20 protein-coding genes and 1 tRNA gene are annotated in these 23105 nt (G+C 60.8%); 11 read left to right on the forward strand and 10 right to left on the reverse strand.

All coding sequences use genetic code 11. From position 1 onward, the window contains the following. Nucleotides 1-8: 8 nt before the first annotated feature. Nucleotides 9-884, reverse strand: coding sequence for an ABC transporter permease (locus HYPMC_RS03650; protein WP_013946437.1), 876 nt, complete (start codon nt 882-884; stop codon nt 9-11). A 32-nt stretch (nt 885-916) separates the two neighbouring features. Next, nucleotides 917-1945: an ABC transporter substrate-binding protein gene (locus HYPMC_RS03655; protein ID WP_013946438.1), complete on the reverse strand. Its 1029-nt coding sequence runs from the start codon at nt 1943-1945 to the stop codon at nt 917-919. 139 nt (nt 1946-2084) lie between these two features. On the opposite strand from HYPMC_RS03655, the gene HYPMC_RS03660 reads away from it, so the two are divergent. Further along, complete coding sequence (locus HYPMC_RS03660) at nt 2085-3017, forward strand: LysR family transcriptional regulator (protein ID WP_013946439.1); 933 nt, start codon at nt 2085-2087, stop codon at nt 3015-3017. Nucleotides 3018-3162: 145 nt separating this feature from the next. Further along, a complete protein-coding gene (locus tag HYPMC_RS24075; RefSeq protein ID WP_013946440.1) occupies nt 3163-3339 on the forward strand; it encodes a hypothetical protein in 177 nt (58 codons plus the stop codon). A gap of 137 nt (nt 3340-3476) precedes the next feature. Here the strand turns inward: HYPMC_RS24075 and HYPMC_RS03665 are convergent, their stop codons facing one another. Further along, entirely contained in the window at nt 3477-5297 is a 1821-nt protein-coding gene (locus tag HYPMC_RS03665) for a methanol/ethanol family PQQ-dependent dehydrogenase (protein WP_013946441.1), read from the reverse strand. A 486-nt stretch (nt 5298-5783) separates the two neighbouring features. After that, nucleotides 5784-5857: transfer RNA gene (locus tag HYPMC_RS03670), tRNA-Gly, on the reverse strand. 142 nt (nt 5858-5999) lie between these two features. On the opposite strand from HYPMC_RS03670, the gene HYPMC_RS03675 reads away from it, so the two are divergent. Next, nucleotides 6000-6545 carry an FUSC family protein gene (locus HYPMC_RS03675; RefSeq protein WP_013946444.1) on the forward strand — a complete coding sequence of 182 codons (546 nt, stop codon included), beginning with the start codon at nt 6000-6002 and terminating at the stop codon, nt 6543-6545. A gap of 90 nt (nt 6546-6635) precedes the next feature. Next, nucleotides 6636-6935, forward strand: a complete 300-nt coding sequence (locus HYPMC_RS03680) for a hypothetical protein (RefSeq protein WP_013946445.1) — start codon at nt 6636-6638, stop codon at nt 6933-6935. 98 nt (nt 6936-7033) lie between these two features. Here HYPMC_RS03680 and mscL read toward each other — a convergent pair whose 3' ends face one another. Next, complete coding sequence (gene mscL, locus HYPMC_RS03685) at nt 7034-7423, reverse strand: large-conductance mechanosensitive channel protein MscL (protein ID WP_013946446.1); 390 nt, start codon at nt 7421-7423, stop codon at nt 7034-7036. Between the two features lie 239 nt (nt 7424-7662). Here mscL and HYPMC_RS03690 point away from each other — a divergent pair, with 239 nt between their 5' ends. The 3 genes from HYPMC_RS03690 (at nt 7663) to pip (ending at nt 10797) form a co-directional block, all read left to right on the forward strand. Further along, entirely contained in the window at nt 7663-7923 is a 261-nt protein-coding gene (locus tag HYPMC_RS03690; RefSeq protein WP_013946447.1) for a DUF4212 domain-containing protein, read from the forward strand. A 9-nt stretch (nt 7924-7932) separates the two neighbouring features. Beyond that, entirely contained in the window at nt 7933-9768 is a 1836-nt protein-coding gene (locus tag HYPMC_RS03695; protein ID WP_013946448.1) for a cation acetate symporter, read from the forward strand. A 69-nt stretch (nt 9769-9837) separates the two neighbouring features. Then, nucleotides 9838-10797, forward strand: coding sequence for a prolyl aminopeptidase (gene pip, locus HYPMC_RS03700; RefSeq protein ID WP_013946449.1), 960 nt, complete (start codon nt 9838-9840; stop codon nt 10795-10797). Between the two features lie 9 nt (nt 10798-10806). Here the strand turns inward: pip and HYPMC_RS03705 are convergent, their stop codons facing one another. Next, nucleotides 10807-11361 (reverse strand): hypothetical protein, encoded by a 555-nt coding sequence (locus tag HYPMC_RS03705; protein WP_013946450.1) that lies wholly within the window; start codon nt 11359-11361, stop codon nt 10807-10809. Between the two features lie 352 nt (nt 11362-11713). Here HYPMC_RS03705 and HYPMC_RS03710 point away from each other — a divergent pair, with 352 nt between their 5' ends. From HYPMC_RS03710 to HYPMC_RS03720, 3 genes are all read left to right on the forward strand, one after another. Then, nucleotides 11714-14437, forward strand: a complete 2724-nt coding sequence (locus tag HYPMC_RS03710) for an SEL1-like repeat protein (protein ID WP_013946451.1) — start codon at nt 11714-11716, stop codon at nt 14435-14437. A gap of 93 nt (nt 14438-14530) precedes the next feature. Further along, entirely contained in the window at nt 14531-15457 is a 927-nt protein-coding gene (locus HYPMC_RS03715; protein ID WP_013946452.1) for a sulfite exporter TauE/SafE family protein, read from the forward strand. Beyond that, nucleotides 15457-16248 carry a TIGR02186 family protein gene (locus tag HYPMC_RS03720; protein WP_013946453.1) on the forward strand — a complete coding sequence of 264 codons (792 nt, stop codon included), beginning with the start codon at nt 15457-15459 and terminating at the stop codon, nt 16246-16248. Before HYPMC_RS03715 ends, HYPMC_RS03720 begins: the two co-directional genes overlap by 1 nt. A gap of 11 nt (nt 16249-16259) precedes the next feature. On the opposite strand, the gene pdeM is transcribed toward HYPMC_RS03720, so the two are convergent. The 4 genes from pdeM to HYPMC_RS03740 all read right to left on the reverse strand — a co-directional run bounded on the left by pdeM (nt 16260) and on the right by HYPMC_RS03740 (nt 21110). Beyond that, nucleotides 16260-16982 carry a ligase-associated DNA damage response endonuclease PdeM gene (gene pdeM / locus HYPMC_RS03725; RefSeq protein WP_013946454.1) on the reverse strand — a complete coding sequence of 241 codons (723 nt, stop codon included), beginning with the start codon at nt 16980-16982 and terminating at the stop codon, nt 16260-16262. Continuing rightward, complete coding sequence (locus HYPMC_RS03730) at nt 16979-19531, reverse strand: ligase-associated DNA damage response DEXH box helicase (protein ID WP_041300658.1); 2553 nt, start codon at nt 19529-19531, stop codon at nt 16979-16981. The genes pdeM and HYPMC_RS03730 overlap by 4 nt, the downstream gene beginning before the upstream one ends. A gap of 143 nt (nt 19532-19674) precedes the next feature. Next, entirely contained in the window at nt 19675-20772 is a 1098-nt protein-coding gene (locus tag HYPMC_RS03735) for a quinone-dependent dihydroorotate dehydrogenase (protein WP_013946456.1), read from the reverse strand. Further along, complete coding sequence (locus tag HYPMC_RS03740; protein ID WP_013946457.1) at nt 20757-21110, reverse strand: DUF952 domain-containing protein; 354 nt, start codon at nt 21108-21110, stop codon at nt 20757-20759. The genes HYPMC_RS03735 and HYPMC_RS03740 overlap by 16 nt, the downstream gene beginning before the upstream one ends. Before the next feature lie 196 nt (nt 21111-21306). Between HYPMC_RS03740 and HYPMC_RS03745 the strand changes: the two genes are divergently transcribed. Next, nucleotides 21307-23088 carry a DUF262 domain-containing protein gene (locus HYPMC_RS03745; protein ID WP_013946458.1) on the forward strand — a complete coding sequence of 594 codons (1782 nt, stop codon included), beginning with the start codon at nt 21307-21309 and terminating at the stop codon, nt 23086-23088. Nucleotides 23089-23105: the final 17 nt, after the last annotated feature.

Consider the following 23105-nt stretch of genomic DNA (forward strand, 5'->3'; position numbering starts at 1 on the left):
CGCGCCTCTCAGAGATAACGGAAATAGCGCTTGTGGACGAGGCGCAGGATCTGATCGGTCAGCAGGCCAATCAAGCCGATGGTGACGACGCCTGCCATGACCTCGGAGGTGTTCATGTAGCGTCGTGCCGCCCAGATGACGAAGCCGAGGCCGTTATCGGCGGCGACGATTTCCGCGATGATGAGATAGGTCCAACACCAGCCGAGCGTGATGCGCAAGTTGTCGAATAGGCTCGGTAGCATGGCGCGGAAGGCGACGTCTTTCAGCATCTGGAAGGGACGTGCACCGACGGTGTAGGCGATCTCGACGTATTCCTGAGGCACGCGGCGCATGTCGTCGGCGACGAGCAGGACGAGTTGAAAGAAGGTGCCGAGCCAGAGAAGAAAGATCTTCGTCGTTTCGCCGACGCCGAACCAGATGATGCTCAGCGGGACGAGAGCGGGAACCGGCAGATAGCGGATGAAGTCGACGATCGGCTCCAGGGCGGCGCCGACGCCGCGGAAGCTTGACATCGCGATGCCGATCGGGATCGCCATTACGACGGAAAGAGCGAAGGCCACCCACACGCGCAAGGTCGAGACACCTGCATTCCAAAGCAGATGCTTCTGCGTGATCATGGTCCACAGAGTTTCGACGGTGACGCTGGGGGGTGGCAGGAAGAGCGAGTTGATCCAGCCGAGCCGGGTCGAAATTTCCCATGCCGCGATGACGAACAGGCTGGCGCAAATCGACGTCAGGATTTGCGCCCGCCTCGACAGTGTGCCCCGGAACGCGAAGAACTGGTTCCGGGTGCGGTACGCCGCGCGCGGCGCCTTGGCGTTCGGCGCCGCTGCCGGTTTCCGTTCGACCACTGCTGCCGTCGATACTGTTGCTTTGCTCGTCACGAGATGGCCTGGCTCGCCTGGTTCGCGGCTGATTATTTCAGGTCGGCTTCAGTGATGCCGGAGACGATCGAATTGTCGATTTGGTCTGCGGCCTTGAGGTCGTGATCGGCCGCGCCGTTTTCCAGGTTCAGCTTCATGACTTCGCCAAAGACTTTGTACAGCGAACCGGGGGCGCCGGGTTTGCCGAAATATCCGGCCGTCTGTGCATAGCCGGTATATTCGAGGCTGCCGTCAATAGAAGCGGCGAACTCTTCCGGCGTCAGGTTGAAGTGCGGTGCTGCCAGCTTGATGAAGTCCGCTTTGTTGCTCTTGAAGTAGTCGATCGCTTTGAAGATGCCGATCATGAACTTCTTGTACTTCTCGGGGTTCGCCTTCAAGTCGTCCTGGCGGACGATGATGACGTCGACGATGATGCCGGGATATTGCGCCGACGAGATCAGCAGGTGCGGATTGCGCTGCTTGATCTTGTCGAGGGCCTGCGAAAGGTTCGGCTGATAGGAAACAACGGCGGAGATCGATGGATCGGCGAAGACGGCGACGGTATCGGCGGTCGCGATCTGCTTTACGTCGAGGTCAGCAAGCGTCAAGCCTTTTGCCTTGAGCGCCATCTGAAGGAGCAGCCGGCCTGGGATGTTCGGCTCGGATGCGACGGTCTTGCCCTTGAGCTGTTCAACGGAGGTGATGTCACCCGGCGCGATGACGCCGTCACCGCCAAGTGACTCGTCGATGGTGCCGATGATGACGCCAGGCGTCTTGGCATCGCGCGGCTTGCCCTGATATTCGCCGACGGTGCGCATATCCATCTCGATGTCCTTGCGGTCCATCGCGGCCATGACGTTGGCACGTTCGTCCTCGAACTTGATGTCAACGTCGATGCCAAGCTTTTTGAAGTAGCCAAGATCCTGCGCGACGAAGACCGGCGCGTATCCGCTCCAGGTCGGGCAGAGAATGCGAATTTTCTCGTCGGCATGCGCAGCGGTTGCGGCGACCGATACGCCAGCCCAAAGCGCCACTGCCAGACCGACGCCGGTGAACCGGCGGAAACCTATTGCCATATGCATGGTCATAACCCCTCGCTGACGACACCACTTCGGCAATAGAGAGTTGGCTAAAATAACATCTATGAAAATATTGATTATTTGAACGATACATTGAAAACTGCCGATGTGATATGATGCTGCTTTGTGCGAAGGAGTTTCGGTGCGTCGGCTCGATAACATCGATATCCGCCTTTTAAGGGTGTTTATGACGCTGGTTGAAGCCGGTAGCTTCGCCGATGCTCAGATTGCGCTCAATCTCTCCCAACCGACCCTCAGCACCCACCTTGCGGCGCTTGAGCGCAGGCTCGGTGCGCAATTGTGCGTGCGCGGACGACGAGGGTTCCGGCTGACGCCTTTCGGCGAAGCAACCTATATCGCGACCCAAAAGCTCTTTGCGGAGATTAGCTCCTTCGAGGAACGGGTCGGTCAGTACAACGGTCAACTCGTCGGGAGGCTTCGCATCGGAATCGTCGATGGCATCGTCACGAATTCGGCGCTCGGGCTGCAGCACGTCGTCGGCCGCTTCATGGAAAACGCCGAGAACGTGTTCATCGATCTTGAACTCGGAACACCGAATCACCTTGAGCAAGCCATCGCGGATGGTCGCCGCGACGTTGTCATTGGACCGTTCTCGCAGAAAGCGCCGGGTGTGACGTACGTTGCTTTGCACCGCGAGCCGCATGGACTCTATTGCGGCAAGGGGCATCCGCTGTTCGATGCGCCGACATCCGCGATCACGCGGGAAGCGATCGAGAAGGCGCAGTTCTCGGTGCGCGGTTATCGGCAGTTCGACGATCTCTACCGCGCCGATCATCCGCGTGCGTCAGGCAACGTCGTTCAGATGGAAGCGCAGGTGATGCTGATCCTGTCCGGCTATTTCATCGGCTTCCTGCCGCGGCACATCGGTGAGAGCTGGTCAAAGCAGGGATCGATGCGCGAGCTCCGGCCGCAAACCTATCAGTTCGTGTCGAGCCACTTCGCGGCCTATCGGAAAAGCGACGGTGACCGGCAGCTCGTGCGCAGCTTCGTGCGCTTCCTCAGTCAGCATGCGAACCAAACGCGCAAGGGGGGTGCGGTTGGTAAAGCGGCCTGACGCTCATCAGAGCTTCGGCAGATCGTTTCGGAAAATCTGATTTAGCGCGGATCTTGATCCAGGGGGATTGCTGCATCCGTTGATGCGGATCAATTGCGCCGCGCTCTGCGCTCCTACTCTGTCTCAAATTCTTTGGGAGGCAGCCATGACAACGGTCGAATTCTATTATCTGGCGATCTGCATTGGAGCGATGTGCCTTTTCGCGTTTGCGCTGAGCTACAACGCAACAAGCTGGAAAAGCTGGAAGCAATCGCAGACAGCAAAGTCGTCTGCCGCTGACGCAGGTGAGCATGTGAAGCCCCAGGAAAAACTGGCGGCTTAGAGCCAACACATTCCGCCTGTCCGTGCCGGCAGTAAAAAAGGGAGAGGACCCGCGGTCCTCTCCCTTAAATTTTGTCTGATCGGTTTTCCCAGCGGATGTGGGATGGCCCAGGCTGCGCCGGGCCATCTCGCAGATCGTTAGGGCAGTGCGAACACGGTGAGCGAGCCACCGAGGTTCGAGTAGGAAGCAAGGCCCGAATAACCGCCGACAGCGCCGAGGCCGTCGTTCGGGTTCGTCAAGCCAGCTGCCAGACCGATGCCGGCCCAGCCGCCGATGCCCGAGAGAACGCCGACATACTGCTTGCCACCCTGCATGTAGGTGAAGACGTTGCCGATAACGCCCGACGGGGTCTTGAACTTGTAGAGTTCCTTGCCGGTCTTCTGGTCGACGGCTTTGAAGTAGCCTTCGAGCGTGCCGTAGAAGGCGACGCCGCCAGCGGTCGTCAGAGCGCCAGACCACACCGAGAACTGCTCAGGCTTCGACCAGACGATCTTGCCCTTGCCTGCGTCCCAAGCGAGGAACGTACCCATGCGCTCCGGCTTATCCGGGCCAGGGAACATCGAGAGCGTCGCGCCGACGAACGGCTGACCTGCGGCGTACGAAACCTTGAACGGCTCGTAATCCATGCAGACGTGGTTGGCGGGAACGTAGAACAGGCCCGTCAGCTCCGAGTAGGAAGCCGGCTGTTCGTCCTTCGAGCCGAGAGCGGCAGGGCAGATGCCCTTCGTGTCGAAGTCTGTGCCGTGAGCGAAGGTCGAGTACTTCTTCACGCGGACCGGACGACCGTAGTCGGGGCTCGACTTGTCGAGGTTGATGCTGGTCGCCCAGTTGACGACCGGATCATACTTTTCGGCGACGAGAGGTTCGCCCGTGGCACGGTCGAGCGTGTAAGCAAAACCGTTACGGTCGAAGTGGACTTCGACTTTACGCTTTTTGCCTTTGACATCGATGTCGGCGAGGATCGGCTCGTTGATGCCGTCATAATCCCACTCGTCGAACGGCGTCATCTGGTAGGCCCACTTGGCCATGCCGGTGTCGGGATCGCGCGCAAAGTGCGTCATCGACCACTTGAGATCGATCGGCTTGCCGTCCTTGCCAGCGCGCTGAACCGGGTTCCACGTGCCGGGGTTACCGGTTCCGTAGTACACGAGGTTCAAGTCCGGATCGTAAGCCATATAGCCCCAGGTCGTGCCGCCGCCGATCTTCCACTGATCGCCGCTCCACGTCTTGAGCGAAGAATCTTTGCCGACCGGCTTGCCGAGCGACATCGTCTTCTCGGGGTCGATAAGCATTTCAGCGTCCGGACCCGTCGAGTAGGCGCGCCAGACTTTCTTGCCGGTGTTTTCGTCGTATGCGGTCAGCGAGCCGCGGACGCCGTATTCGCCGCCCGAAATGCCGACGAGGACCTTGTCCTTGACGATGAGCGGAGCGGACGTGCCGGTTTCACCCATCTTCGGATCGCCGTTGGCGACCTTCCAGAGTTCCTTGCCGGTCTTGGCATCAAGAGCGACCAGCGTCGTGTCGGCCTGATACATGAAGATCTTGCCGTCGGCGTACTGGAGGCCACGGGTAACCGTGTCACAGCACATGACTGAGATAACGGACGGATCCTGCTTCGGAACGTACTTCCAAACGATCTTCTGTTCGTCGGCGAGGTTCAGGGCATAGACGACGTTCGGGAACGGCGTCACCATGTACATCTCGTTGCCGACGACGAGTGGGCTGCCTTCATGGCCGCGCAGAACGCCGGTCGAGAACGTCCAAGCCACCTGGAGCTGGCCGACGTTTTCTGTCGTGATCTGGTTAAGTTTCGAATAACGATGACCGGCGTAATCGCCGTTTTGAGTGGCCCAATTGTTCGGGTCGCTCGTCGCTTTAATGACGCTTTCATTCGCCCAAGCGGACGAACCCAGCGAAGCGGACAATGCCAGCCCCGCCGCTAGAATCTTTCCACGCATTGTAGTCCTCCAATTCACGACTTGACACGTCTTCGGCGGGTGCCGAAAGCCGTGCGCAACCGCCGGCGGAAGCCGGCATTCAATTTCCCTCTTTTATATTGTTTTTGTCATATATTCGGGCAGCGATGATGCGAAAATCATCACTGGTACCGTTCGGGATTTGAACGTCTTCTCAGGATGTTGCGGCGACGGGGCGAAGCCCGGAACAGCAACCGGGCGCAATCAAGTTCATATTCCGCAACGCGTCAACTGCGATTGCCGATTAGTGGATGCGACAATTGGAAATCCTACCCGTGACATTCAGCACGATTTCCCGATTTCTCTATTGTTGAGCGAAATCATGATGGTGACGCGACATATCAGCCTTGCATTTCGCGAAGAGAGAAATTCGGCGCGCAAATTTCGATCAATAACAATTCTAGATGAATTGCGATCTCAACTCCGGATCAATGCCGACTTTATGTGATTAAAAATTCAGCGGCGTGATGGAGCGGGCGAAGGGAATCGAACCCTCGTATGCAGCTTGGGAAGCTGCCGTTCTACCATTGAACTACGCCCGCGAAGGCCGTGATTTTCCGGGTTTTGACACTTTCACGATGTTCCCGCAAGCCGTACGATCGCTGGTAGCCGCGTTGTCCCTAGGGTACTGCGCTGAGGGGCGACAACGCGCCGAAAGGCGTCGATCACGACGATAGAGATCCGATGACAAGAGAAGCATGGGCGCGGCACGTTGCATTCGTGCTGCGCTGCTCGGGTGCGGCGACACTCTCTTATATGCTTGCGAACGCCATCGGGCTGCCGCACCCAGTGTGGGCGGCGATGTCCGGCGTCATTGTCGGGCAGGAAAAGCTGGACGAGACGCGAAGCGCGACCATAGGGCGGTTGTTCGGCACGGTCGTCGGCGTCGTCGTTGCGGTTACAATCGGATCTCTTCTCGAACCGCTTCATGCCGATGTCGTCGTGCAGATGGCGGTCGCAGTGGCCGTCGCGGCGATCATCGCGCGGCGTTACCCGATGCTCCGGGTCTGCATGTGGACGTGTCCGATCGTCTTTCTCAGCACCGACGCGGCGACACCGTTGGCTGTCGTCGGTTTTCAACGGGGTGCGGAAGTTCTGCTTGGCGGGATCGTTGGCGCGCTGCTGCACGGGCTATCGGAAACGGTCATCTCCGCCATAGTGACGGCGGCGCCCGAAAAGCCGGAGGAGGCGAAGCCTAAAGCCGCTTCTCTGCCGATTCACGATGACTGAGTGCTCCGAGGAAGTATTTACAAAAATTGATCGGGGCCGCGTCGGCGAAGATGCTAGATATGGTGCGTCGAACTTCGGGGAGAGGGATGAATGCCGGGGGCCTTTAAATCGCTTTGGGCCGTTGTCGCGCTTGTCATGGGCGCTTGCGGTGGCTTGCTTGTCTCTCCCGCGGCTGCCGATGATACGAGTACGGCCAAGCGTGCGCCTTCAACGCTCGATCAGCAGATCAACCAAGCGGTCGGATCGGGCGGATCATCGTCGTCGGATATGGACGCGCGGATCAGGGATCTCGAAGCGACCCGCACGGAGATCGATCAGCAGAAAAAGCCGACCATCAGCCTCGGCGTCAGCGGCTGGGTCAATCAGCAAATGTTATACAACGTGAAGTAACGCGCTCGCCGATCAGGCAGGGGCGCAACAGTCTGAGAGCGCGCAACCATTCCGCTGGAATAGTCGCGCGCTGGCTGAAACATTATTGTGGGACGGCTTCAGGCTTTCTTCGCCAGAAGGTCGCGAATTTCCTTGAGATACTCTTCCGTCGGTGTCGGCGGGGGCGGGCCCGCAGCGGCCTTAGGCTTCTTCATCGTGTTGACGGCTTTGACGAGCAGGAAGATCGCGAAGGCGGTGATGAGGAACTTGATGACGGCGTTGAGAAACACGCCGTACCTGATCAGCACCGGGTCGGTCGGCGTGGGGATCGCAACCGAGAGACTGGAAAAGTCGATCCCTGCCATCATGTAGCCAATCGGCGGCATGACGACATTGTCGACGAGGGAAGACACGATTGGAGCGAAGGCGGCGCCCATGATTACGCCGACGGCGAGGTCGATGACGTTGCCTCGCATGGCGAATTCTTTGAATTCGTCAATTATGCTCATGCTGATTGTCCTTCCCTGCTGATATTGCCGTTCCCGTCCTGGGAACGTCGCGCCTTCGTCCTGGAAGGCTGGCACGCGATTCCCGCGGCGAAATGTTAGGGGATGATCTAGCGCAGGACAACGGAACGGCGGCCAAAATCCCCGGAGTAGCATTGGACAAAGGCCCTGGCCGACGGGCATAATGAGGGCGACAGGCGGTGGGGCGCCGAGCGCGAAAGCGGCGACTTTGGGGGATCCGGATGATTGAACGGAAAGAACGCAAGCCCTACTGGCGCCATACCAAGTGGCAGGTCATTGCGAGCATCATACCGTTTCTGGCACTGGTCATCGTTTTGCCGCTCTATGCCGAGCAATTGAACTCCAGCCGGTTCTTAGGGTTTCCGCTCGGGTACTTTCTTGCGGCTCACGGATTTTTCGTGATCGCCCTGATAACGGTCGCGAGCTACGTCAACCGCCAGAATGCCATCGATCACTGGCACGGCGCGCACGAAGATATGTGAGGCGGGAGCATGGCGTTCGGTGCGCGCGCGAGATTGATCAATCCGCGCCTCGGCACGTATTTCAGCATTTTCGCCGCCCTCTATACGGCGCTGTTCCTTCTTGTCCTGATCTTCGAGCAGCTGAAGTTCGATGAGAGCTTCCTGCGCATCGCGTTCCTCGCCGGGCCGATCATCATCTACGCCGTGATCGGCCTGTGTGTCGGCACGAACGACATCCTGTGTTATTTCGCGGCTGGTCGGCGCGTTCCCGCGGCCTATACCGGGCTTTTGCTCGGTGCTTCGGCGCTGGGCGGCACCTTCATCGTGGCGGGCACGGGCGCATTCTTTTTCTCGGGGTTCGATGCCGTCATCCTGCTGATGGGTACCCTCACCGGTTTCGTCATCATGGCGATCGGGCTTGCGCCGTTCTACCGGAAGTTCGGCGCCTTCACCGTCCCGAGCTATCTCGGCCGCCGTTTTGAGAGCCGGGGACTGAGGGTCATCACGGCAGGCATCGCGGCTGTGCCGATGCTGCTCGTGCTGTCGGCAGAATTGCGCATTGGCGGTAACGTCGCGCAGCGCCTTGTCGGCGGCAGCGCCAACAATCTGGTGTTTCTCCTGGCGCTGACGATTGCGATATCGACGGCGGCAGGCGGCAAGCGTTCCTTCACCTGGACGGGCGTTGCGCAATCGATCGCGCTGTTTCTCGCCGTGCTTGGCGTCGCCACGACGATCAGCGTTATGGTGACGAGCCTGCCCATTCCGCAACTCGCGAACGGTCCGATGGTGCGCGGGATGGTGCGGAACGAAGTCAACGAAGGATTGCAGCTCATCAAGGTCTGGCCGATGGCGTTCCAGCTGCCGCCTGAGGGCTTTTCCGCGTTGACAAAGCCTTACACGCAGCCGTTCGGCTCGATCGGACCGTTGGCTTTCATCATTGGTGTTTTCGCGATTGCGACGGGTGTCAGCACCGCGCCGTGGCTATTGCCGCGTGTTGCGGCGACGCCTGGCGTGTATGAAGCGCGGAAATCGCTCGGCTGGGCGACGGTCTTTTCCGGACTGGCGCTCCTCACGATTTCTTCGGCGGCAATCTTCCTTCGAGATTTCACGCTCGAAGCCGTGATGAGCGAGCGGCTCGGCCCGTTGCCGCAATGGCTGCATAACGCGGCGGCGCATCATATCGTGACGTTCGATCAGGCAGCTACACGGCTGGGATTTGCCGGCTTGAAGTTCGATCGCGACGGCGTGCTGTTTGCTTTGCCGCTGCTGGTCGATCTGCCGTCGGCGTTCTCTTATCTCCTGCTGGCCGGCGCTGTTGCCGCTGCATTGGTCACGGCGTCCGCGACGACGGTGTCGCTGGCGGCCGTTCTTGGCGAGGACGTTGTTCAAGGCATGTCGTGGGAGCCGCCGACGACGCAAAGCCGGGTGTGGATCGTGCGCGGCTTTATCGTGGTCGTAGCGTTCTGTGGCGCGATGCTGTGCGTCACGGCGCCGAGCGATCCGTTGCGGCTCGTACTGTGGGCACTGTCGCTGACGGGTGCGAGCCTCTTCCCCGTCATGGTCCTGTCGATCTGGTGGAAGAGACTGACGGTCGGCGGTGCGATCGTCGGGGTCATCTCGGGCTTTATCGCCGGAGCGTTCGCTATCATGATGGGCGAGATGGGGACGCTTTCGACGCCAGGCGCCATCGCGGGCATTCTCGGGCTGCCGGTGTCGTTCGCGCTGGCCATCGGTACGAGCTTGATGCGGCCGGAAGTCAGCCGTCACACTGTCGAGATGGTACGCGACATCAGGGTTCCGGGCGGCGAGATCATCTACGACCGCGAGATGCAGCGGCTCCAGCTGCGTAAACATTCGCGCACGTAATGGCTCGAATGCTGACTTGCGGGTCGTTCAGGATTGCTCAGGCGGTCTGGGGCCTCTAAAGAGCAATCCATGACCATTCGCGATCGCCTCGATCTCTATCCGCCACTGACGCCGTACCGCGAGACCCGGCTGCCGGTCGGCGGCGGGCATACGCTTTACGTCGAGGAATGCGGAAACCCGAATGGACGGCCGGTCGTCATTCTGCACGGCGGTCCAGGCGGCGGATGCAATCCGACCATGCGGCGGTTTCACGATCCCGACCGTTATCGCATCGTGCTGTTCGATCAACGCGGGTGCGGGCGTTCGACGCCGAACGCGTCGCTCGATCACAATACGACGCACGATCTCGTCGCCGACATCGAGCGCATTCGCGGCGAACTCGGCATCGACCGCTGGCAGTTATTCGGCGGCTCGTGGGGGTCGACGCTGGCGATCGCTTACGCAGAAGCGTATCCCGAGCGCGTGACCGCGATGGTTCTGCGCGGCATTTTTCTGCTGACGCAGGCGGAGTTGCGCTGGTTCTATCAGGACGGATGCAGCTGGATTTTCCCAGAAGCCTTTGCCGAATTCCAGCGGCCGATTCCGCCCGACGAACGCGACGACATGATCGGCGCCTATCACCGCCGGTTGACGTCCGACGATCTCAGCGTTCGCCTTGCCGCAGCGCGTGCCTGGAGCATCTGGGAAGGGACGACGCTCTCGCTCATTCCGGAAGCCGATCGCGTGGCACGGTTTGGCGCCGACAGCTATGCGCTGGCCTTCGCCCGAATTGAAAGCCATTACTTCGTCAACGCTGGTTTCTTTCGCAGGGACGGCGAGTTGCTTCTTGAAGCCCATCGCCTGAGGGACATTCCCGGCGTTATTGCGCACGGCCGTTACGATGTCGTGACGCCCGTGCGGAACGCGGTGATGCTCGCCAAGGCTTGGGGCAACGCCGATCTACGCATTGTGCCTGACGCTGGGCATGCCATGACGGAGCCGGGACTCGTGCATGAGCTTATCCGCGCTACGCGCAAATTCGCGGACTGATATCTTTATCTAGAGCGAGCCTTTTGGACCCGGCGAGGCCGACGGTGGCGCGGGCGGCGGTGACGGCGCGGCGTGGTCGTCCGGCGGCAGAGGCTTATCCAAATCCCTGACGTGATCGCGGATCTTCTTGTAAACGCGCGAGATGTAGTCGAGAGCCTGATCGACTTCCTCATCAGTCGGGAGCTGGGCCTTGCCGTCCGGCGGTGGCGCGTCGGCGAGCGGACCGGGTGGCGCTGGAACACCGGGCGGCCGTGTCTCGATCATCTCTTCAAGTTCTTTGACGCGCGCCTTCAGGTCGTGGTTCTCCGATTCAAGTCGCGAAAGCTTGTCGGCGGGTGTGTTGGCGGTCTGATCGTCGACGGATTTGCAGGCCCATTCGTTGCCGCTCTTGGCGCACATGGCGACGGCGCCCGTCTGCTTGTCGAGACGCAGGAAGCCGCCCTCGACGGGGGACATCGTGAACCGTTCGGCGGTGTCACTCGATGGCTCTGCAACTGAAGCCGCTGCCAGCATTGGCAGAATGAAAAGACCGAGCATGGTTGCCCGCGTCGCCCTCAAGGTCATTGCAAGTCCTCCGCTGACCGTTACCTGCGAAATGGTCATATGCGGGAACTATGGCAAGACCGCTGGCCATAGCCATTTCCGCGAATCAACCCGTTCGAGGTGGCAGTGCCGGCGGCCGCCAGATCAAAAGTTTCCTCTAATAATATATTGAAAAGTCGCAATTTTTATCGTCCTGGCACGCTCCTTAACTCGACGTTTACTCCCGGCGACCAAAAGTTGCCTTCGAAGCTGATTTGTGTCGCGTCCGCCAACGATCGCATTTGACCTGCGCGGTACGGACCCCCCGATGTCCCGAGCGCGCAGCGGCTGCGCTCTCCCGGACCGTTCGCAATCGCGCTGTCTCGAGGGGAAGATGTCGAAATCGGAAATGGGTGCTGAGCGTCGGGAGGGAAGGGACCCGCACGAGTCCGGTGACGACAGCCGCGACGAACTCAAATCGATCCTCGATACGATTGCCGCCCAGCTTCAGGACGCCGATCGTCGGCACACGGCTGCGCTCAGCGAAATGCAGGATCGGATTTCGGGGATGGGGCGCGAGGCCGATCTCCTGCGTATGCGCATTCCCGATCAATTCGCGCCGGCCTTCGAGCAGATCGAAGCAGGCATTGGCGAGCTGGCTTATCGGCTGGTCGATGTCGATCGAAGCGGCGCGCGTGGTGCGGCGCGGACGCGCCAGCATCGGGCGGCAGCACGTCCGGGCCATGCCGATCTGAACAACCCTTGGGACCGGGACGACGCGGAAGCGCTCGCCAGTGTCTATGAAGCGTCCGCCTATCCGCCGTCTGCAGCCTCTGCACGCGATGCCGACGAGGCCACGGGCGGCACTTCGAACATCGACGAGGCATGGCTTGAAAGCCGGTTCGCCGAGATTGCGCGCGGCATCGAATATTCGCTTGCGCATGTGAAGCCAGAGAGCAAGTTCTCGGACTTCGATCAGCGTTTCGATCAGTTCGAGCGCCAGTTCGCGAAAGTGTTCGCAGGCGTTGCCACCCATGACGACCTCGCTACTGTGCAGCAGATCGAGGCGCACATGGAAGAGATCGTCAATCGTCTCGAAAAGACGAACGATCAGCTCGATCGGCTCAACACTATCGAAGCGCAGCTTGCGAACGTGTCGCAAACACTCGCGGAGATGCAGGCGGCGAACGCCAAATTGGCAGACATCGGTGCGGTCGCTCGGGCGGTAGCGGAAGAAACGGCGCAGCGATTTGCGAGCCAGCCTCCGGATGAGCGAAATGTGGCAGCGGACGAGCTTCGTCCGCTGATCGAACAGCTCATGATGGAAAACCGTCAGGGCGGCGAACAAACCGCAATGCTTCTCGATACCATGCAGCAAGCTATGGTTCGTCTGCTCGACCGGGTGGAAGCGATCGACTTTCCGCCGCAGCAACCGCCGCCGCGGATCTTCGAGGCCGACCATGCGGCCAACTACGGCGCGCGAACGGAAATGTTCGGCAGCGATGCACTGCGCGATGACGACTTTGCTGCTGAGCCGTCTGCTTTCGACGAAGACGATAGCCATGGCGCCTTTCTCGGTGCCGTCTCGCCGCCACCGCTTTCGGCGGTCAGCGAGACGGGAATGTCGCCGGAAGAAATGGCGCTGCGCAGCGAGAAGATGCGGCAGGAATTCATTGCTGATGCGCGCCGGGCCAAGATGCGTCTCAGCGCCGAGGGCGACGACATTGACGATTCCGTCGCGCCATCGCTGTCGGCAACGCGGATGGCGTATGCAAGCGGCTCGGCGCCAGCCGGCAGCCGGCCGATCCGGCCTTCGAGCGCGCTTGCCAAGAACACGTCGGGACCCTCTGCGCCGTCGCCGCGGCTAATGATCATCGCGGGCTTCGTGCTCGTGGCGCTTGCCGGGCTTTGGTATGCCTTCGGATTTGAAAGCAAGCCGCAGTCGGCTGCCGTGCAGGAGGCCGCTCCTGCAACCACCACGCAAAGCAAGACGGTCCAACCGGGCGACGCCACGGATGCAGCAAAGGCTTCGGGTGCGCCGTCGGCTTCCGAGCCGTCGTCGGGGTCGCAAGCCCCTTCGGCGCCTGCCGGTGAACCGAACGCTCAAGGCGGGGTCAATGGTCCGCGCAGCGATCTCGGGCCTCATGACGGCGGCGCGCCTGCGACGACGGCCTCGATCGACCCGGATTCTACACCGCGGACGACGCTGCCGATGACAGGCGTTGCGGTCGATCTCGATCATCCGGTAACGGAAGCCGAGCTGATCCAGGCGCGGCGTCATCAGGCGATGGCGAACATTTCGGGCGAGCTTGGAAGCGCTGCGGCGCGGCCAGGCGAATCTGCCGTGGTCCCGGCGTCGATGATTCCAACAGAAGCGGAAACGGAAGGCATCGCGCCGCCGGCGCAAAACACAAGCGCACCGGCCGGGGGGCAGAAGTCATCGCGGCTCGATATGCCGCCGGCGATGATCGGTCCGCTGTCGTTTCGGCTCGCGGCGGCCAACGGCGATTCATCGGCACAGTTCGAAGTCGGCGCGCGGTTCGCGGAAGGCGAGGGCGTGTCGCAGAATTTCGCTGAGGCCGCGAAATGGTATCAGCGTTCGGCCGAACAGGGTTTCGCCTTGGCGCAGTATCGTCTCGGCACGCTTTATGAGCGTGGTCTCGGTTTGAAGGCCGACCGGAAGCAAGCAAGCACCTGGTATCTGCGCGCAGCCGAGCAGGGCAACATCAAGGCCATGCACAATCTTGCTGTGCTCTCGGCCAACCAATCGGATCGCGCCCCCGATTACACGACGGCGGCGCAATGGTTCGAGGAAGCTGCCAAGCGCGGCCTGCCCGACAGCCAATTCAATCTGGCTGTTCTTTATGAGAACGGTCTTGGCGTGACGCGCGATCTAAGGACGGCGTTCATGTGGCTTTCGCTTGCCGCGCAAGGTGGTGACGCAGATGCAGTCCGCCGCCGCGATATTCTTCGCGGCAAGCTGACGGCGCAGGACATTACCGTTGCGAGAAAGATGATTGACGCCTGGCGGATGACGCCTACGGATCGCGCGATCAATGATGCCCACGTTGCCGGCGACCTATGGAAACAAAATCCCCGAAACGGCCTCAACGGCTAGAGCTTGCCGTGACGCGCCGCGTGGTGTCTCCTGGCGGGAAATCCTGCTAGACGCTAGTTCCATCGCCTGCACCACGCCGTTTCGGATCCGAGGATGACCCTTTACCTGCCGATTGCCGAGATGTCGGTTTCCGTCATCGTGTTTTTGGCTCTCGGGATGAGTGTCGGTTTTCTCTCGGGTCTTTTCGGTGTCGGCGGCGGTTTTCTGCTCATGCCGCTGCTGACGTTTCTCGGCATTCCGTCGGCGGTCGCCGTGGCGACCAGCGCCTCGCATGTCGTGGCGTCTTCGGTATCGGGCGCGATCACACATTATCGCCGCGGCAACGTCGATATCCGGATGGGGCTCGTCATGCTGGCGGGCGGTCTGACGGGAACCTATCTCGGCGTCAGTGCGGTGAAGATCTTGCGGCGTCTGGGATACTTCGATTTCACTGTCGCGCTCATGTACGTCATTTTTCTCGGCGTGGTCGGTACGGTGATTTTCGTCGAGGGCATCAACTCGTCGCGCCGGGTGCGCTCGACTGGCGGGACGACGGCCAGAAAATCCGGTCAGCATGGCTGGATGGAAGGCCTGCCGTTCAAGATGCGGTTTCCACGCTCGAAGCTTTACATAAGCGCCGTGCCGCCGGTGATCATCGGCATGTTCATCGGTTGCCTGTCGGCGATCATGGGCATCGGCGGCGGTTTCATCATCATACCAGCGATGATCTATCTCTTGCGGATGCCGACGGGGCTCGTTATCGGCACGTCGCTGTTTCAGATCGTGTTCGTTGCGGCTCTGGCGACCGTGCTGCACGCTGTCGAGAACAAGACGGTCGATGTGGTGCTCGCTTTGATCTTGATCGTCGGCGGGGTGATTGGTGCGCAATTCGGAACGATGGTTGGGGAGAAATTGCGCGGCGAACATCTGCGCGCGTTGTTGGGCGCGGTGATTTTGCTCGTTGCGGCGCGGATGGCGTACGAGCTTGTCGTACCGCCTGCCGATCTGTTCTCGCTCGCGGCAGTGGCGGGGGCATCCTGATGCGGTGGTTTTTGGCAGCGATGGCCGTGATGATCGGCTTCGCAGGCGCTGCGGCGGCGGAGGCGCCGAAAGAAGGCGTCGAAGCCGACGCCTCGACGCGGCAGGTTGCCATCACATCGAGCTTCACGGGCACGGAAATTCTGGTCTTCGGTGCAGTCACCAACGGCGTGCAATCTAGTCCAGAAGCCGGCACCTATGACGTGATCGTGGTGGTCGAAGGCATTCCGGCGCCGGTCGTCGTGCGTCTCAAGTCGCGGGTCGGCGGCATCTGGGTCAATACGCAGTCGATGCGCTTTGCGTCGGTGCCGAGCTACTATGCTATCGCTTCGACGCGGCCGATCGACGAGATCGCGGATAAGGCGGTGCTCGATGCGCAAGGGATCGGCTTCGATCATGTGCGGATGGTTCGGGCCGCGCGGAGCCGGACGGATGCGACCGATCCGGCGGAGTTGCAGGCGTTCAAGGAAGCGCTGATCCGTTTGAAGGAGCGAGAGCGGGTCTACGTCAAATCGGATTTCGGCGTGTCGTTCATAGGCAGAAGTCTTTTCCGTGCGACGATTGCGTTGCCGCCCAATGTGCCGGTCGGGCCGCTGACGGCGCACGTGTATCTGTTCAAAGGCGGCCACATGCTCGGCGAATACAGCAATCGCGTCATGCTGCAACGTGAAGGCGTCGAGCGTTACATTCACGAGACTGCAATGACGCAGCCGTTTCTGTACGGCATAGTGACGGTGCTGCTTGCGGTGTCATCAGGGCTTGCTGCGGCGTTCGCATTCCGCAAGCCGGCCTGATCTCTTCGATCTCAATCGTCGCGCAGCAGGCGGGGGGCGACGGGATAGAGGCCTTCGTGGCCGAGCATCCAGACGTCAAGACCATCATCGCCGAACAGCGGTTCGAAGGCCATGTCGAGAATATTGAGACCGCCCGTATAGGCACCGAACGCCGGCATCACGAGACGCAGGCGATTGCCGACGAAGCATGGCCGCCGCAGCGATGTGCCGTGAAACACGAGGCGGGCGGCGGGATGAAAATGTCCGGCGATCTCGTGCGTCGCCGCGCCGGGACGTGGCTCATGACGGAGCGCGATACCGCCGACGATGATTTCCTCGACGACATAGCCCGCCAGCGTGCGGTCGATCTTGGGATCGTGATTGCCAGTGATCCAGATCCAATCGCGATCTTCCTGCAGCATGTGCAGGCTTTCGATGTCGGCTTGATCCATGCGCGCCGCGCCATCGGAATCATGCAGGCTGTCGCCAAGCGAAATGACTGTTTCGGGTTGGTAGCGATCAATCAGTGCTGCCAGCTTGCTCAGCGTCTCTCGCGTGTCATAGGGCGGCAGCATCTGGCCGCGCGCCGCGAACGCCGAGCCTTTTTCGAGATGAAGGTCGGAGACGATCAGCGCACGCTCGGCAGGCCAGTAGAGCGCACCGAACTTATGGGCGAGGAAGGTCTTGCCGCAGATGTTGACCGGCTGATCGGCGAAATCATCGAGCCCGATGCGCTCCGGTTTCAGCATGTTCATTGCTCTGCATCCCCCGTCGCTTCGCGTATCAATTCGTCGGCCGCCGCACGCAGAACCGTATCGCGATCCTGACCGTAGACCAGCTCGACGCCGATCTCCAACAGCACCGGCACGGCGAGCGGAGACACATGGTCGAGAATTTGGTGCCTGATTCGGTTTTTAATGCGAGCGAGAAACGCGCCGAGCCGCTTGATGTCGAGCAGGCCCGTGGCGGCGTCGGCCCAGGCGGCTTCTAGCAGCAGGTGGTCCGGGTCGTGGCGGCGCAGCACGTCATAGATCAGGTCGGTCGAGATCGTCACCTGGCGACCAGATTTGACCTTGCCGGGGTGGCGGCGCTCGATCAGACCGGCGATGACAGCCGCAAGGCGAAATGTCCGCTTCATCAAGGCGCTTTCGGCGAGCCACGCATCGAGGTCGTCGCCAAGCATGTCTTCGTCGAAGAGTTCTGCAAGCGAAAGGCGACCGCCGGCAATGAGGTCAGACATATCGCCATGGGTCCAGACGGCGAGCGCATAATCGTTCGCCACGAAGCCGACAGGCTGGGCGCCGGTACGGTCGAGGCGGCGGGTCAGCAGCATGCCGAGCGTCTGGTGCGCGAGACGGCCTTCGAACGGATAGGCGACGAGGAAGTGGCGGTTACCCCGGGGGAAGGTTTCGACCAGCACTTCATCGGGCGCAGGCATGACTGAGAATTCGGTCTGCAACTCAAGCCAGTTGGCGACAGGATTTGGAAGCGCCGACCAGACGCTCGGGTCGGCGAGCATATCGCGAACGCGGCGCGCGAGATGCGTAGACAGCGGGAATTTGCCGCCGTCGTAACTCGGCACCATCGGGTCTTCGGCGTTGGCGCGCGTGACGAAGACTTCGGTATCGCGAATGCCTTCGAAGCGCAGCACTTGGCCGGCGAAGACGAATGTATCGCCCGGCGTCAGTTGCTCGGCGAAATATTCTTCGACTTCGCCCAGCACCCGGCCGCCCATGTTCGGCAATCGCTTGGCGCCGCGATGGGCGATGAGGCGGACTTTGAGATGTGGCGCATCGACGATGGTGCCGATGTTCAGACGGTATTGTTGCGCGATGCCCGGATTGGCGATGCGGAGCTTGCCGTCGTCGGTCGGGCGGAGTTTGGCGAAACGTTCGTAGGAGCGAAGGGCGTAGCCGCCGGTCGAGACGAAATCGACGGTGCGGTCGAATTGATTTCGTGTGAGACCCGCGTAGGGGAGGGCAGAGCGGACTTCATCGAACAGCGTGTCCGGATCGAAGGGGGCTTCGCAGGCCATGCCGAGCACGTGCTGGGCAAGAACGTCGAGTGCGCCGCTGCGGGACAGCTGCGCGTCCTGATCGCCGGCTTCGGCGGCTTGCTGGGCGGCGCGGCATTCCAAAACTTCGAAGCGATTGCCGGGAACGAGGATCGCTTGCGACGGCTCATCGAGGCGGTGATTGGCGCGGCCGATGCGTTGCAGCAAGCGGCTTGCACCTTTGGGCGCACCGAGATGGATGACAAGATCGACGTCGCCCCAGTCGATGCCGAGGTCGAGCGTGGAGGTGGCGACGACGGCGTGCAGGCGGCCTTCGGCCATCGCCGCTTCGACCTTCTTGCGCTGGGCAGCTTCGAGCGAACCGTGATGCAGGCCGATCGGCAAGTTGTCGTCATTGATGCGCCAGAGTTCCTGGAAGGCATATTCGGCCTGCATGCGCGTGTTGACGAAGATGAGCGTCAGCTTGTGCGCACGGATTGAGTCGTAGACCTCGTGCATGGCGTAGCGGGCGGTATGGCCGGTCCAGGGAATATCGTTTTCCGCTTCAAGGATTTCGATGACGGGCTTGGCGCCGCCTTTGACGGTGACGAGACCAGCGAGGTTCGTCATCGTTTCGGGATCGGTCTGTGCGACGAGGTAGCCGCGCAATTCGCTCGGGCGCGCGACGGTGGCCGACAGGCCGATGGTCATGACATTCGGCGCGAGCTTTCGAAGGCGGGCGATGTCGAGCGCCAGGAGATCGCCGCGTTTCGAGGCGGCGAGCGCGTGAAGCTCGTCAAGGATGATCGTATCGAGATCAGCGAAGAGATAGGACGCGTCCGGGTGGCTTAGCAGCAGCGCAACCTGTTCCGGTGTCGTCAGCAGGATGTGCGGCGGCTTCACGCGCTGACGCTGGCGGCGCGCGAGGGACGTATCGCCAGTGCGCGTTTCGGTGCGGACCTTCAGGCCCATCTCTTCGATCGGCGTGTTGAGATTGCGCTCCACGTCGGCGGCAAGCGCTTTCAGCGGGGAGATGTAAAGCGTGTACAGCCCGCCGCCGGTTTTCTTCCGGCCCCCGTTATGAATCGAGATCAGGCTTGGCAGGAAACCTGCGAGCGTCTTACCTGCGCCGGTCGGGGCGATGAGCAATGTCGAGCGGCGCTCGCGGGCGGCTTCAAGGAGCGCCAGCTGATGCGGCCTCGGCGTCCAGCCGCGATCCGCAAACCAGTCCGCGATTTCTGGCGGGAGGTGCGCCGTATCGGGAGCAGCTTCGGCGCGACGTGATTTCTTCTTCGGAAGAGGTGCGACCAACGCAGCGCTGCGCGGCTTCGGCTTGGCGCGCGAGGTTGGCGGGCGCGCTTTGCGCGGGGGCTTGTCGGTGGTTTTACGCGGCACGTATCAGACTTCGTTGAGATAAGCGTTCGACTGGTACCGTCCCCGCGGGCATTCTATCTCTAAAGCGGCTGTTTCGCCCAGTAGTCGGCGTGGCGGCCTCGGATGGCGGCGAGACTCGATTGGCCGCTGCTCTTCAGGGCGTCGGTGAGGACGGACTTGATCTCACTGATGAGGCTTGGCCCTTCGTACACAAGACCCGTATAGAGCTGCAACAATGTGGCGCCGGCTTCGATTTTTTCCAAGGCCTGCTTGCCGGAACCAATGCCGCCGATGCCGATGAGCGGAATTTTTCCGCCGGTTTCCTGGTAGATGCGGGCGAGCATGGCGGTCGAACGGGCAAACAGCGGTTGTCCGGAGAGGCCGCCCGTCTCGTGCGCCAACGGCGATTTGACGCCGTTGCGGGTGAGGGTCGTATTGGAGACTGCGATGCCATCGACGCGGTGCGCGACGAGGCGTTCGACGATCGGCGCGATGTCGGCCTCGGCAATGTCGGGCGCGATCTTGACGATGATCGGACGGCGCAACGCACCATCTTTGACCAGCCGCGTGCGCGTCGCCATGATCCGCGTCAGAAGTCCGTCGAGCGCTTCGGGTGCTTGAAGGTCACGCAGGCCCGGCGTGTTCGGCGAGGAGATGTTGACGGTGAAATAACTGGCAAGCGATGTGAACCGCATCAATCCCAAAACGTAATCTTCGCCGCGGTCGTCGCTGTCTTTGTTCGCGCCGATGTTGACGCCGACGACGCCGCCGCGATTTTTTCGCGCTTCGAGCCGGTCCAGTGCCGGGGCGTGGCCGCCATTGTTGAAGCCGAGCCGGTTGATCAAGGCTTTGTCTTCCAGGAGGCGGAATACACGCGGGCGTGAATTTCCGCTCTGCGGCTTCGGTGTTACCGTACCAACTTCGGCGAAGCCGCAGCCCATTCCAAGGACTGCGTCGGGTACGCGTGCGTCTTTATCATAGCCGGCGGCGATGCCGATGGGGTTGGGGAATTCAAGACCAAAGACGGATTGCGCCAACACGCGATCGTCGGGTTTGAGTGGGCGCGGGTAAATTCCGCATTCCAGTGCCTTGAGGGAAGCCTCGTGGGCTTCTTCTGGGCCGAGTGCGAAAAGCGCGGAGCGCGCGAAGCGGTAGAAATTTTTCAGCACACGAACCATTCCTCTTCAATTCGCGGTATGCCATTCTCATCGTTTTGAAGGTGACGCTGCCACATCGCTTCGGAAACCGATAAGTTGCCGTAGAGGTGCGGGAAGAGATCTCCGCCGCGCGATTGTTCCCATTTGAGTTCGGGGCCTAATGTCGAGGCCTCAAACGCGATGAGAACAAGATCGCCTTTGTCTTTGAAATGTTTTTCTAATGTGCCGGGAAGCTGATGTTGCGCCGAAAGATGTATGAAGCCATCGCGACGATCATCGGCCGATCCGCTATATACTCCGTCTATGGTCGCTTTGGACCATTCACGAACGGTGACAATTTTGAATACGATTTTGCTCATTGCAGAGTTTGAATTTTGATAGCGCGCACTCACTGATATCATTACGCCGCAGCGACACGGGGCAGTGTGGCGCCGATGCAAGCCCGTTGCTATCACGGCTGCATACGCGTGCAACCCGTTTCATGTGTCGCGGGTTTTCAATTTTGGGTCGTGGGGATGCGGTTCCCGCGGATGGCAGATAGAGGTCTTCGTTTTCGTGTATCCAACGGCGTCGCTAACAATTTCGGAACTGTTCTTCGGACCCTATCTGTTGAACATTCCGCTGTTCCAACGGCCGTACTCGTGGGGACGAGAACAGGCCGAGCAGCTTCTCGACGATCTGATGGAGGCTGCTGGCGTCTGCTCGGGCGGCGAGGCGGATCAGACGTACTTTCTCGGTGCCGTCGTGCTTATGGACGCTCCGGGAGCGGAGACTTCGAAGCTCAACCCGAAGATGACGCCTCGCGAGTTCGGGGTGATCGACGGACAGCAGCGGCTCGTTACGCTGATGACGCTGCTTGCCGTTTTGCGCGATCTTGAAACCGATACGCGCAGGCCGGTCGGCAAGCGCGTGCACAATATGCTCATTGCGCAACTTGGCACGCGCTTCTTTCGTACCGAACGGTTCCGAATGCATCTTTCGACGCGCGAGCGCGCCGTGTTCGAAGATCATATTCTGCTGCCGGGAAGTTCGGTGCAGCCGACCTATCTCGCCGCGCCGTCCTTGCCGGAAGCGACGCTGCTCGAAGTGCGCGACCGCTTCAAGGCCGTTTTGTCCGAGATGACCAATACGGCACGGCGGACACTTGCCGATTTCATCGCGGACAGTTGTTATATCGTCGTGATCGTCGGCAACGACATCGACCGGTCGCATCAGATGTTCGTGGTGTTGAACGAGCGCGGGAAGAAGCTGCAGCGCAACGACATCCTGAAGTCCGACATTCTGGCGCGCATGTCGACGAGCGATGCGAAGTGGGCCGTCGGGATGTGGGACGATATGAGCCTGGCCCTCGGCGAAGGATTCGAGCCGTTCTTCGGTCATTTGCGCACGATTTACGGCCATGGCCGTCTGCAAATCGTCTCGGGCGTGCGGCAAGTCATTCGCGACAGCGGCGGATCGGAAGCGTTCTTCAAGGATGTGTTCCTGCCGCTTGCGAAAGCGTATGTGCTGGTCAGGAGTAACGGCGAAGACGTGCTGCCGCACAGCATGCAGCGGACACTCATCTATCTCAATCGGCTGCCGGAAGCCGACTGGGCGCCTGCGGCTATCGTCGCGCTCAAGGACTGGAAGTACGATCCGCACCGGGCCGCGTTTCTTTTGGACGAGATCGAACGATTGGCGATGCTGACGCGGCTGCTTTGCGCCGGGTCGGGCAAGCGTGTGCGGCGCTTTGCGGAGCTTATCAAAGTCATGCGGTCCGGTGTGCCGATCGACGCGTCGCATCCGGTTCTGCAGATGTCGCGCGATGAAGTTCGCGGCGTCGCCTTCCATCTCAAGGATTTTCACAAACGCAATCCGAAGGTGTGCAAGCTGCTTTTGATGCGGCTTGGCGATGAGCTGGCAGGCGAGATGGATGTGGTCGATCCTGATCTCTACACCATCGAGCACGTGCTGCCGCAGCGCCCGGCGGCGTCTAGTCCGTGGCGCCAGAAGTTCGCGAGTTCGGAAGAGCGCGCGCAACTCGTGGAAAGCCTCGGCAACCTTGTGCTGATCACGCAACAGGAGAACGACCGGGCGCGCAACGCATCGTGGGAGGACAAGAAGCAGATTTACGCCAAGGCTTCGAGCCGGGTGCCGCTTCTTGCGATCACGCGCGACGTTCTCGGTGAAACGGAGTGGTGCAAGGAGCAGATCGAGGCGCGCGAGCTTCGACTGATTGAATTGATCGACAAGCTCTGGCGGATCGATCTTCTTGGGCAACGGCCGGGCGTTCGACCGCCGCCGCTCAAGCCTGTCGATGTCGAAGAGCCGACGGAGCCGCTACGGCATCTCGCGTGAGGGAGATGCCAGGAGCC

The organism is Hyphomicrobium sp. MC1, from assembly GCF_000253295.1.
GTDB lineage: Bacteria > Pseudomonadota > Alphaproteobacteria > Rhizobiales > Hyphomicrobiaceae > Hyphomicrobium_B.